The sequence below is a fragment of the Pseudofrankia inefficax genome, from assembly GCF_000166135.1.
GTDB lineage: Bacteria > Actinomycetota > Actinomycetes > Frankiales > Frankiaceae > Pseudofrankia > Pseudofrankia inefficax.
Genome location: NC_014666.1, coordinates 3,073,332 through 3,085,374, shown reverse-complemented (window position 1 = coordinate 3,085,374; position 12,043 = coordinate 3,073,332). Strand labels below are relative to the sequence as shown.

The 12,043-nt window shown below is 72.0% G+C and carries 9 protein-coding genes; 7 read left to right on the top strand and 2 right to left on the bottom strand.

Going from position 1 to position 12,043, the window contains the following annotated elements; translation table 11 throughout:
* The first annotated feature begins 153 nt into the window (after positions 1–153).
* From FRAEUI1C_RS12525 to FRAEUI1C_RS12510, 4 genes are all read left to right on the top strand, one after another.
* Positions 154–1,722 carry an acyl-CoA synthetase gene (locus FRAEUI1C_RS12525; protein WP_013423666.1) on the top strand — a complete coding sequence of 523 codons (1,569 nt, stop codon included), beginning with the start codon at positions 154–156 and terminating at the stop codon, positions 1,720–1,722.
* A gap of 87 nt (positions 1,723–1,809) precedes the next feature.
* Positions 1,810–2,481 (top strand): TetR/AcrR family transcriptional regulator, encoded by a 672-nt coding sequence (locus FRAEUI1C_RS12520; protein ID WP_013423665.1) that lies wholly within the window; start codon positions 1,810–1,812, stop codon positions 2,479–2,481.
* Between the two features lie 279 nt (positions 2,482–2,760).
* On the top strand, positions 2,761–3,462 hold the full coding sequence (locus tag FRAEUI1C_RS12515) for a TetR/AcrR family transcriptional regulator (RefSeq protein ID WP_013423664.1): 702 nt from the start codon (positions 2,761–2,763) through the stop codon (positions 3,460–3,462).
* Positions 3,459–4,418: an enoyl-CoA hydratase-related protein gene (locus FRAEUI1C_RS12510; RefSeq protein ID WP_013423663.1), complete on the top strand. Its 960-nt coding sequence runs from the start codon at positions 3,459–3,461 to the stop codon at positions 4,416–4,418. The genes FRAEUI1C_RS12515 and FRAEUI1C_RS12510 overlap by 4 nt, the downstream gene beginning before the upstream one ends.
* A gap of 92 nt (positions 4,419–4,510) precedes the next feature.
* On the opposite strand, the gene FRAEUI1C_RS12505 is transcribed toward FRAEUI1C_RS12510, so the two are convergent.
* Complete coding sequence (locus tag FRAEUI1C_RS12505) at positions 4,511–5,758, bottom strand: ABC transporter substrate-binding protein (protein WP_013423662.1); 1,248 nt, start codon at positions 5,756–5,758, stop codon at positions 4,511–4,513.
* Between the two features lie 632 nt (positions 5,759–6,390).
* A complete protein-coding gene (locus FRAEUI1C_RS12500) occupies positions 6,391–7,500 on the bottom strand; it encodes a LuxR family transcriptional regulator (RefSeq protein ID WP_013423661.1) in 1,110 nt (369 codons plus the stop codon).
* Positions 7,501–7,869: 369 nt separating this feature from the next.
* Between FRAEUI1C_RS12500 and FRAEUI1C_RS12495 the strand changes: the two genes are divergently transcribed.
* The 3 genes from FRAEUI1C_RS12495 to FRAEUI1C_RS12485 all read left to right on the top strand — a co-directional run bounded on the left by FRAEUI1C_RS12495 (position 7,870) and on the right by FRAEUI1C_RS12485 (position 11,983).
* Positions 7,870–9,522, top strand: coding sequence for an FAD-dependent oxidoreductase (locus tag FRAEUI1C_RS12495; RefSeq protein ID WP_013423660.1), 1,653 nt, complete (start codon positions 7,870–7,872; stop codon positions 9,520–9,522).
* Between the two features lie 29 nt (positions 9,523–9,551).
* The gene (locus FRAEUI1C_RS41615; RefSeq protein ID WP_269724400.1) at positions 9,552–10,931 is read left to right on the top strand and encodes a sensor histidine kinase; all 1,380 of its coding nucleotides are present in this window, start codon (positions 9,552–9,554) and stop codon (positions 10,929–10,931) included.
* Between the two features lie 227 nt (positions 10,932–11,158).
* Positions 11,159–11,983: a hypothetical protein gene (locus FRAEUI1C_RS12485; protein WP_013423658.1), complete on the top strand. Its 825-nt coding sequence runs from the start codon at positions 11,159–11,161 to the stop codon at positions 11,981–11,983.
* The last annotated feature ends 60 nt before the right edge of the window (positions 11,984–12,043 follow it).

Genomic DNA, 12,043 nt, shown 5'->3' with positions numbered 1-12,043 from the left:
CGGTGACGTGCTCGCCGGGACGTCACTCCCCCGCCTGGTCACCTCGGCCGCGAGCCGGGCCCTCAGCCGACCGACGCTCGGCTTGCGCCCCCGCCCGCCCGCGACGACACGGCGGCCAGCGGCAAGTCCTGACCACTTCGTGGAGAACCTGACGTGTATCCGGGTCTGTACGCCGAGAAGAGCCCCGACAAGCCGGCGGTGGTCCTCAGCCCGGCCGGTGAGCGGATCGACTACCGCACGCTGGAGGCGCGGTCCCGCCAGTTCGCGCGGGTGCTGCGGGCCCGCGGGCTGCGTCCCGGGGACACGGTCGCGATCCTGGCCGAGAACCACGTGCGCTATCTCGAGGTCTACTGGGCCGTCATCCGGTCCGGGCTCTACCTGACCGCCGTCAACTGGCACCTGACGGCCCCGGAGGCCGCCTACCTGCTGAACGACTCGGCGGCCCGCGTCCTGGTGACCACGACACGGTTCACCGACCTGGCCCGCGAGGTCGCCGGCCTGAGCCCGACCTGCGCGGCGGTGTTCCTGCTCGACGGCGCGGCGGCCGGCTTCGAGTCCTACGAGGACGCTGTCGCCGCGCAGCCGGACACGCCGTTGGCGGACCAGCCGGCCGGCGAGGTGATGCTGTACTCCTCCGGCACGACCGGACGGCCGAAGGGCATCCGCCGGGCGCTGTCCGGGCTGCAGGTCGACGAGCCCGGCCGGATCAGCGCCTCCCGGATGGGCAGGGCACTGCTCGGGATCGGGGAGGACTCGGTCTACCTCACGCCGGCGCCGCTCTACCACGCGGCCGGCCTGCAGTGGTCGGCCGCCGCCCACGAGCTCGGCGCGACGCTGGTCGTCATGGAGCGCTTCGACGCCGAGCAGCTGATGGCGGTGATCGAACGCGAGCGGGTGACCCACGTCCAGGTCGTGCCGACCATGATGGTCCGCCTGCTCAAGCTCCCCGCCGACGTCCGGGCCCGCTACGACCTGTCCAGCCTGCGCTCACTGGTGCACGCGGCCGCGCCCTGCCCGCCGGCGGTGAAACGCCAGATGATCAGCTGGCTCGGCCCGATCGTCGACGAGTACTACTCCAGCACCGAGGGCTCCGGCATGACGTTCATCCGCGCCGCCGACTGGCTGGAGCACCCGGGCTCCGTCGGCCGGCCCACCGTCGGCATCCCGCATGTCTGCGCCGAGGACGGCGCGGAGCTGCCGACGGGCGAGCCGGGGCTGCTCTACTTCGACCGCGACACGGCATTGTTCGAATACCACAACGACCCGCAGAAGACCCGCGAGGGCCGTCATCCCGCCCATCCGACCTGGACGACCTCCGGCGACATGGGCTACCTCGACGCGGACGGCTATCTCTACCTGACCGACCGCAAGAGCTTCACCATCATCTCCGGCGGGGTGAACATCTATCCCGCCGAGATCGAGGCGGTGCTCATCCTGCACCCGGCGGTCGCCGACGTCGCCGTGTTCGGCCTCCCGCACGACGAGATGGGCGAGTACGTCCACGCCGTCGTTCAGCCCGCGGCCGGTGTCGAGCCGACACCCGAGCTGGCCGAACGGCTCCTCGCCTTCGCGGGCGAACAGCTCGCCCGCTTCAAGGTCCCCCGGGTGGTCACCTTCCGCGAGGAGCTGCCCCGCATGCCGACCGGAAAGCTCGCCAAGACCGCGCTGCGCCAGGAATACCTCGCGGCCGCCGCCGACGCGAGCACCCCGAGCCGGGCGTGAGGCGCGCGTGAGACGGGCCGCCGGCCGTGGGATCCGCCGGCCGGGGCACGCGCCGTGGAACACCGAGGACAGCAAAGGCGGACGGCAATGTTGGTCGACCTGGACCTAGCCCGCCGCGGCGCGCCCGCGCTTTCCGCGGAACGCCAGGCGACCCGCGACCGGCTGCTGGCGGCCGCCCGGATGGTGTTCGAGCGTGACGGATTCAGGAAATCGCGGATCACCGACATCTCGCATCTCGGCGGGCTCGCGCACGGCGGTTTCTATCGTTACTTCGATTCCAAGGAGGCCGTCTTGCTGGAGCTCGCCGAGGCCGCGTCCGAACGGCTGGGCACTCCGTTCGACGGCGTCACGTTCGACTCCGACTCGCTCGACGACCTGCCCGACCTGCTCGCGGCCGGCATTCGCCGGTACCTGGAGGTCTTTCGGGACGAGGCGCGGATACTGACCCTGCTCGGTGAGACCGGGCACCAGAACGACCGGCTGCGCGCCCGCTCCCGCGATCCGCGCCGTCCCGCGGTGGCCCGGCACGTGGAGCAGGTCCGGCGGCTGCAGCGGCGCGGGCTGGTCGACGCCAGGGTCAGCCCGGAGATCACGGTCTTCGCTCTCGTCGGCATGCTGGAACAGTTCGCCGAGCGCTGGCTGGTGGACGGCACCGTCGCCGGTGACCTCGACGTCGCCGTCACGCAGCTCACCCGGATGTGCCTGCACGCCCTGCGGCTGGACGAGCCACCACGCACGCCCGTGACGACGCGCTCGTAGACTCCCCCGGCCGGGTGCTCCCCCCGCGGCCCGCCCGTCTCACAGCCCCGCCCGCCGCGGGTGGGCGCTGCGTCAAAGCCGACATTGACGTCGACTCCAATGCTCAGAGACGATGGGTCGCGCGGAAGAACGCTCTGCGCGGACAGGGCGTTACTATGCGTTACTATGCGTAAGATGCGATCCTTTGGCCGGCAGGTGGCCGACCGCGGCGGCGTCGCGGTGCAGGACGCCGACAGGGGGTTTCGGAGTGGCTGAGGATCGCAGTGGCTGAGGATCGACGTGGCTGAGGGAGCCGAGCGCGCCGAGCCGCTGGCGTCGATCCCCAACGCGACCCGGGGCTGGCAGGGCGCGGCCCGCAACAAGCGCCGGGGAACCGGGCGCACCAGCCGGGGCCGCCAGACCCGGGACCAGCTGCTCGACGCGGCCCGCGTCGTGTTCGAACGCGACGGCTTCCTGCAGGCCCGGGTCGCCGACATCTGCGACGAGGCCGGCGTCTCGCACGGCTCCTTCTACACGTACTTCGTCTCCAAGGAAGAGATCTTCCGCACCCTCGTCGACTCGATCGAGCTGGACCTGCTCACCGTCGAGCACGCCACCGACAACGACCACGACCCGGTCGAACGCATCCGAGCGGCCAACGAGCACTACCTGCGGACCTACGCCGCCAACGCCGGGATCATGCGCGTCATCCACCAGGTCGCCACCATCGACGTCGAGGTCTGGCGGACCCGCTTCCAGCGCCAGGACGCCTTCGCGCACGCCATCGAACGGCGGATCCGGGCCCTGCAGGCGAGCGGCCTGGCCGACCCGGCCATCGAGCCCTACTACGCGGCCCAGGCGCTCGGCGGCATGGTCGCCTACTTCGCCGAGCTGCTGTTCAACTCGCACGACCCGGTCAACGCGGACACCGACACCGCCATCGAGGCGCTCACCCGGATCTGGCTCAACGCCCTGGGCATACGCGAAAAGGACACGCAGTGACGGCAGACAACCAGGCCCCGGCGAGCAGCCTCGGCTACGCCCCGGCTGACGGCGACGTCGCGGAGGTGACCGACGGGCCGGTGGCGCTCCACATCGGGACCGACGGCGTCGGCGTGGTGATCCTGAACCGCCCGCAGCGGCGCAACGGCTGGAACCCCGAGCTGGAGCAGCGGTACTTCGAGGTCCTGGAGCTGGTCGACCGCGACCCCCGGATCCGGGTGGTGATCCTGACCGGGGCGGGCACCACCTTCTGCCCGGGGGTCGACAGCGGCCGCCTCGAAGGGATCACGAACGACGGCCTGGACCTGACCGGGCGCCGCTCGCCGGTCCGGGCGCGGGCGCTGCGCAAGCCGATGGTCGCGGCGGTGAACGGCGCGTGCGCCGGCATGGGCCTGGTGCAGGCGCTGCTGTGCGACGTGCGGATCGCCGCGCGCGGGGTCCGTTTCACCACGGCCTTCGCCCGGCGCGGGCTGGCCGGCGAGTTCGGCGTCACCTGGCTGCTGCCCCGGCTGATCGGGGCCGGGCGGGCGGCCGACCTGCTGCTGTCCTCCCGGGTCTTCGACGCGGACGAGGCGCTGGCGCTGGGCCTGGTCAACCGTGTCGTCGAGCCGGGCGAGCTGGCCGCGGCGACCCGCGCCTACGCCGCCGACATCGCCGAGAACTGCTCGCCGACGTCCCTCGCGCTGCTGCGCCACCAGCTGCACACCGACCAGCAGGGCGACCTCGAGGCGTCGCTGGACCGCTCCTACCGGGCCATGGCGGTCGCGGTCACCGGCCAGGACTTCCGCGAGGGCCTGACCAGCTACCTGGAGAAGCGCAAGGCCGCCTTCCCGCCGCTGGCCGACGACCTCGACCCGGTCGCGGTCACCGGAGCGGACCTGCCCGAGCTCGATCTCGTCCCGCAGATCTCCCTGAAGCGGGTCTCGACCGACGGCTCGGGCTCCAGCGCCCCGTAGACGAGAACGACCGCCCAGCCCGGAGGCTGAGCGGTCGTTCCTGACCTCGAACGGCGGCGCGGCCGACCTGCGCCGCCGTCGAGGCCGTCGCCTCAGGACGAGGCCGACACCGTGACGCCGTCGATCACCGAGCCACAGACCGGCGAGGCGTTCTTGACCGGCGTGAACACCTTGCCTTCCAGCTTGGTGACCCACAGGCAGTTGTCGACGCCGCCGACGCTGCTCTTACGGTCGTTGATGTCGAGCTTGTGGCTGCCGAACAGGCCGAGCGCGGTGAAGTCGTGGATGCCGGACAGCGCCTTGATCAGGGGAGCCGACGCGGTCTGGCCGCCGCTCGCCTTCAGGGCCTGGACCAGCAGGCCCACGGAGACGTAGCTGCTGTACATGGCGTACGTCGGCGCACCCGTGACGCCCCCGGCCTTGAGGTCGGCCGAGAACTGCTTGGTCGCCGCGGTCTGCAGCTCGATCGGCTCGAACTGCATGCCGAAGTACGCGCCCTGCGCGTCGTTGATCGCCCCGGGGCCGGCCCCGAGGAGGTCGCCGCCGTACCCGGTCGGCAGCAGCGCGGCCTTGATGTTGACGCCCTGGTCACGAAGCGCCGTGATGAGCGCGAAGCTCGTGTTGGGGTCGATCTGGAGGGCCAGCCCGTCGACGCCGGCGCTCTTCATCGCCAGCGCGACGGGACCGATGTCGGTCGTGCCGAAGGGAACGGCGGCGTTCAGGTAGCCGACCTTGATACCGGCCTTCTTCGCCGACTCCCCCGCCGCCTTCGCCGTCTCCGCGGACGTCGGCGAGATGGCGTAGCCGAGGGCGCCCAGGGTGGTCACGCCCTGCGCCTTGAAGAACGTGCCCGCGGTCGTGGCGACCTTGGTGGTGTTCAGCGCGCCCACCACGGAGAACATGTTGGGAGCCGTGATCCACTCGGGGCCGTCCTGGCCGTTGCCCAGCACCGGGACGTTGTGCTGGGTGAAATAGGCCGAGGTCGTGAAGGTCAGCGCCGACAGCGCGACGACCGCCGAGACGTGGTCACGGGTGACCATCTTCTGGGCGGCGGCCAGCGCGGTCGTCGGGTTCGTCGCCGTGTCCGCGACGACATAACGGATCTTGTAGCCGTTGCGGGCCGCGTACTGAACGCCGGCCTTCATTCCGTCCACGCTTGTCCGGGCCGCGGACGCCGCCGGGCCGGTCTGGTCCGTTAACAGACCGATGACAATCGACTTGCTGGGGCCGGCTGTCGCAGCGCCAGCGGTTCCGCCGGAGCTGGAACCGCAGGCCGCGGTTGCCGCGAGAGCGCTCGCGGCAGCCACGGCGACAAGAACACTTCTTGACCTCGAACGCATTTCCTGGCCACTCCTGATTGATATTGCGAGAACTTCAACGGCGAATGCGGGACAAACCTGGCATGCCCGGGTGATCGCCTTTGACAAGATCCTGGGAGAAATGCCCTGGCAACATGGCCGGGTCCTGTGGAGGTGCCCGCCGGCCGCCGTGGGCCGCCCGAGAGAGAGGGCCGCCGGCCCACGGTGTTAAGTAATGGGCGTCAGGACTCCAATCTTGCGGCGCGGGACGCTACGGCTTGGGGACCGGCGCCCGCGGGCGCGCCAGCCCCGAGATCGGTGGAACGCACGGTGCCTGACGCGAGGCAATGTATCGCAATGTTGAGGTCGACGTCGACCTCAAAGTTGATCCCGCCGCGCGGCACCGGCGCGCCCTGGGCCGGCGCCGCTCCCCGCCGGCCGAGACCGGGTCCCGGCGCCGGTCACGGCGCTCCTGGCACATCGGTCCACATCCGCACCCATCCACCCGGCCGCCGGCTCCGAACACCTGTCGTCCGCGACGGCGCGGGCCCGCGCCGCGACGGCGCGAGGGCCGGCGCGCCGCGGGCCACCGTCAGGGGGGTGGCCCGCGGCGCGACCAGTCGGAGCCCAGTGACCAGTCAGAGCCACTCGACCAGTCAGAGCCCCGCGACCAGTCAGAGCCCCGTGGTCATCGGCGGCCCGGCCGGGGGCGGGGTGGCCTCGCCGCCGCGGGCGGCGAGGCCCATCAGGTGGTCGTTGGCGAGCGCGACACCGAGGGCGAACCGGCTGCGCGTCCCGGTCTGGGCCATCAGCACGGAGATGTCGCGGCGGATCGTGCGGACGGGGACGCCGAGGCGGACGGCGATCTCGGGGTCGCGGGCGCCGGTGGCGAGCAGGTCGCAGATCGCCTGGCGGCGCAGCGCCGGTGACGGGCTCAGCTCAGCGGCGGTGGGGCTGGCGTCCGGCGCGCCCTCGGCGCCGACGACGCTGCCGACGCCGCCGGCGGGGTCGCGGGCCGCGTTGGCGTGGACGAGGTCGACGAGGCTGGTGACCAGCGCGACGAGGCCGGGCGACGTGAACGCGTAGCCCCCTCGGTCGAGCCGGGGCGCGTTGATCGGCACGAGGGCCGTCGCGTGGTCGACGACGACCGCGCGCAGCGGGACGTGCGGGTAGACCTGAACGCGGCTCGGCGGCGGCAGCTGGACGAGCTCCGGCGGGGCCTCGGGCGACGGGGCGCACACCCCGGTGACGCGCACCCCGCGGCCCGCGGCCCGCACCAGGGCCCCCGCGACCTCGGCGCGGTCGTTCGCCGGGGCCGGCCCACCGTCGAGCAGGAACCGCAGATCGGTCTGGGCGGACTCGGTGACCTCCGCCAGCCGGGCCCACATCTGCCGCGGGCTGAGCACCTCGTACGCCCGGCCACGCCGGTGGTGCCGGCCGGTCAGGTAGTCAGCGAGCAGCCCGGCGCGGGCCAGGGCTGCGCGTTCGGCCCGGTGTGCCTGGTGCTGGGACCGAAGCTCCAGGGCCTGGCGGTCGGCCAGGACCGCGGCCGGGTCACGGGCCTCCCACCTGCCGCCGACGTCGGTCAGCAGGCCGGCGGCGATCTGGCGCCGCGCCTCCGCCTCGACGGCCTCGACCGGATCGCCGGTGAGTCCGGCGAGGGTAGTCAGGTCGCTACCTGGCTCGCGTGCCACCGCCCGGAACAGCCGCAGTCCCAGCTCGCCGAGGCCTAACAGCTCGTCGTCGCGCACGCCGCACGCCGCGCCCTTCCGCCCCGGGTTCATGGGCGGCGAGGACATGGTGGGGCAGCCCGGTCCAAGCCGCGACGACACCGAGCCCGGGATCGCCGTCTCCCCCCGTCACCGGCCGAAAGGCCCGGTGTGCCGGTGAAACTAGTCGATGTCGCTCGCCCGGGAGCACCCAAACGTGCCAGATGCCCACTTTCGGACATTTATGCGAAAAACTGTCCATGTCCTGTCCGGCATTTGCCCAGCGGCGACCGGCCGCGGACGGAAGGACAACACCCCGGAGGACCCGGCGCGCGACCCGGGCGCTCGGCGGCGCGAGCCGCCCGCCCAACAGATCGCGAAAGTCGCCGATCCAGCCCGATTGATCATGAAAATAGTGCGCTCGGGAGCTAATAGCATGCCCCTATGCGCAGGCCAACGATCGTGACGGTCGATGACGACCCGGACGTCTCGGCGGCGATCAGCCGCGATCTCCACAGTCAGTATGGGTCCGAATACCGCGTCGTCGCCGCCGCGTCCGGCGAGCAGGCGCTGGCGACGCTGGCCCGGCTGGCGCTGCGCGACCAGCCGGTGGCCCTGATCGTCGCCGACCAGCGGATGCCCGCCATGACCGGCATCGAGCTGCTGCGCCAGGCCGAGACCCACGCGCCCGGCGCCAAGAAGCTGCTGCTGACCGCCTACGCGGACACGAACGTCGCCATCGCGGCGATCAACGACATCGGGCTGGACTACTACCTGCTCAAGCCCTGGGATCCGCCGCAGGAGCGGCTGTTCCCGGCCATCGACGGGCTGCTCACGGACTGGCGGCACGCCAACCCGGACCGCGCGGGCGGCCTGCGCGTCGTCGGGCACCGCTGGTCGGTGCGCAGCCACGAGGTCAAGACCTTCCTGGACCGCAACCACGTGCCATACCTGTGGTTCGAGATCGACCGGGACGCCGAGGCGCGCCGGCTGGTCGAGCTGGCCGGCGCTACCACGGACCACCTGCCGCTGGTGCTGGTCCCGGACGGCCCGAACCTGAGGTCGCCCTCGCCGCTGGACCTCGCCGACGCCCTGCGGATCCGCACCCGGGCCGAGCAGCCGCTGTACGACGTCTGCATCGTCGGCGGCGGCCCGGCCGGCCTGGCCGCCGCGGTCTACGCCGCCTCCGAGGGGCTCAGCACGGTCGTCGTCGAGCGGGAGGCGCCCGGCGGCCAGGCCAGCCAGAGCGCGGCGATCGAGAACTACCTCGGTTTCCCCAAGGGGCTGACCGGCTCCGACCTCACCCATCGCGCGGTCGCGCAGGTCTCCCGGTTCGGCGCGGAGATGGTGCTCGCCCGCGAGGTGGTCGGCATCGAGCCGCGCGGCCCGGTGCTGGGCGTGCGGCTGGCCGGCTCCGGCGAGGTCGAGGCGCGGTCGGTGGTCGTGGCGACGGGCGTCTCCTACCGGCGGCTGGCGGCGCCGGGCCTGGACGGGCTGATCGGCCGCGGCGTCTACTACGGCGCCAACGCCGCCGACGCCGCGCAGTGCGAGGGTGACGAGGTCTTCGTCGTCGGCGCCGCGAACTCGGCCGGGCAGGCGGCGCTCAACCTGGCCCGTTACGCCAAGCGGGTCACGCTCCTGGTCCGGGGCGGTGCCCTGGAGGACTCGATGTCGAACTACCTGGTCGAGCGGATCGTCGCGACGGCCAACATCGAGGTGGCGCTGCGCAGCGAGGTCGTCGGCTGCGGCGGTGACACCCACCTGGAGTCGCTGACCGTCGCGGACCGCGACTCGGGCGCCCGCCGGGAGGTTCCGGCGAGCTGGCTGTTCATCTTCATCGGCGCGGCGCCGCGCACCGAGTGGCTGGGCGAGGCGGTCGCCCGTGATCCCGCGGGGTTCATCGTGACCGGCCAGGACCTGACCAGCCCGGCCTACGCCGCCCGGTGGGCGCTGCCACGTCCGCCGATGGCGCTGGAGACCAGCCTTCCCGGCGTCTTCGCGGCCGGCGACGTCCGGCTGGAGTCGATGAAGCGGGTCGCGTCGGCCGTGGGCGACGGAGCGATGTCGATCGCGCTGGTCCACCGGTTCCTCGGCTGACCGGGATGCGGGCCAGCGACCTTCACGCGGTGGGCCTTTTCGACGGGCTCACCGACCAGCAGCTCGAACAGCTTCTCGCCGTGGGCGTCGAGCTGAGGTTCGAGGCGGGCCAGGAGCTGTTCCGCCACGGCGATCCCGCGGACTTCTGGTGGGTGCTGCTCGACGGCGCGATCGAGTTGGTGCGCCGGACGGCGCAGGACGAGTCGGTCGTCGGCCAGATGGCGAGCCCGGGCCGCTGGGCCGGCGGCTTCCGGGCCTGGGACGCCCGCGGCGTCTACCTGGCGACCGGGCGGGCCCGCACCGCGGGGCGGCTCTTCCGGGTCGCCGCGACGGATCTGCGCGCGCTGACCGAGTCGTGGTTCCCGTTCGGCATGCACATCATCGAGGGCCTGTTCGGGACCGCCCGCAGCATCGAGTCGGCCGTGCGCCAGCGCGACGCCCTGGTCACCCTGGGCACGCTCGCCGCCGGCCTCGCCCATGAGATCAACAACCCGGCCGCGGCGGCCGCGCGGGCGGTGGCCGCGCTCAAGGACACCTGCGACACGCTCCTGTCGTCGCTGCGCCAGCTGGCCGACGGGGACCTGGCCGCCGACCAGTTCCGGGCGCTGGACCAGCTGCGGGTCGAGGTGGCCGCCCCCTCGGCGCCGCTGGACCCGCTGGACCTCTCGGACCTGCAGGAGGACCTGGGGTCCTGGCTCACCGGCCACGGCGTGAGCCAGGGCTGGTCGATCGCTCCGGTGCTGGCCAAGGCCGGGATCGACGTCGCCTGGTGCGAGCGGGTGGCGGACGTGGTGACCGGCCCCGCCCTGGCCCCGGCCCTCGTCTGGGTCGCGAGCACCTTCGCCGCCACCGATCTGCTGGGTGTGGTGAGCAGCTCGACGCGCCGGGTCTCCGAGCTCGTCGGCGCGGTCCGGTCGTACTCCCAGCTGGACCGCGCGTCGATGCAGGACACCGACCTCGTCGAGGGCCTGGAAAGCACCCTGGTCATGCTGGGGCACAAGATGCGCGGCGGCCTGCGGGTGGAACGCCGGTTCGGTCAGGAGGTCCCCCGGATCAGCGCCTACGCCGGCGAGCTCAACCAGGCCTGGACGAACCTCATCGACAACGCGCTCGACGCCATGGACGGTGCCGGCACCCTGCGCCTCACCACCCGGCTCGACGGTGACGCCGTCGTGGTCGAGGTCGGCGACACCGGTCCCGGAATGCCGCCAGAGGTGCGGGCCCGGGCGTTCGAGGCGTTTTTCACCACGAAGGACGTCGGCAAGGGCACCGGGCTCGGCCTGGACATCGTCCGGCGCATCATCGAGGAACGGCACGGCGGAACGATCGGCATCGACTCGCGGCCCGGCGACACCGTGGTGTGGGTCAGACTTCCGATCGACCGTGGCTCCTCCCCCGCGCGACCGTGAACATCCGGGCGTGAGGTATTTCTGGACGACCAGCTTCTACAGATAAATAGAAATGCAGGCTGGGCCTGAAAGCACTGCGTGGCGGCGGGTGTTGACATCGTATTCACAGGGTTCTTTCTGTAGCTTGCCGCGTATACGGGGTAAGAGACTGCCTCGACGGCTCTCGACCGCGGCGGCAATCGCGGCGGTCCCTGGCCCGAACCGCCGTTCCCAGAAAGGGCACCGCCATGCCATTCAAGTACGGTCGCCGCGCGCCGAAGCAGGCTCCGGCGCTGCGACTGAGCACCTTCGTCGCCCCGTCTGCTCTGGGCCGCAAACCGGTCCCCACGCACCCGAAGACCGAGGACTACCTGGCGAAGCTCAGCGACTGGCAGGTGCTCGGCAACGACGTCGCCGGTGACTGCAACGCCGTCACCTGGGCGAACCTGCGCCGTCTCGTCACGGCGAACCTCTCGACCGAGAACTACCCGTCCCAGCGCGAGGTCTGGGAGTTCTACCAGACCCAGAACCCGGGTTTCGACCCCGCGGGCACGGCCGACGACAACGGCCCCGGCAGCGGCCAGGACCAGGGCATGGAAATCCAGACCGGCCTGGAGTACCTGCACGTCAACGGTGGCCCCGACGGGGTCAAGGCGGTGGCCTTCGCGACCGTCGACCACACCAACCTCGCCGAGGTGCAGGCAGCGCTCGCCATCTTCGGCGGGATCTGGCTGGGCATCACCGTGCTCGACGCCAACCAGGATGAGTTCGCCGCGCACAAGCCCTGGACCGACGTCCGCGGGTCGAAGATCGACGGCGGCCACGCGATCCTGGCCGGCGGCTACACGCCCGACGTCCGGTTCATCACCTGGGGCACCGAGACCGAGTTCGCGCCGTCGTTCTGGAACGGAAAGGTCCAGGGCACCCCGCTCGTCGAGGAGGCGTGGGTGGTGATCTGGCCGGAGCACCTGGGCTCGAAGACGTTCCTGGAGGGCGTGAACCTCGCGCAGCTGGAGGCCGACTACAAGGCCGTCACCGGGCGGACGCTGGCCCTGCCGCCGGCCGAGGTATAGCGGCGAGAGATCCGTCATACCCGGTGGCCGTATTTTCCGCGAATCTCGCGGCCACCGGGT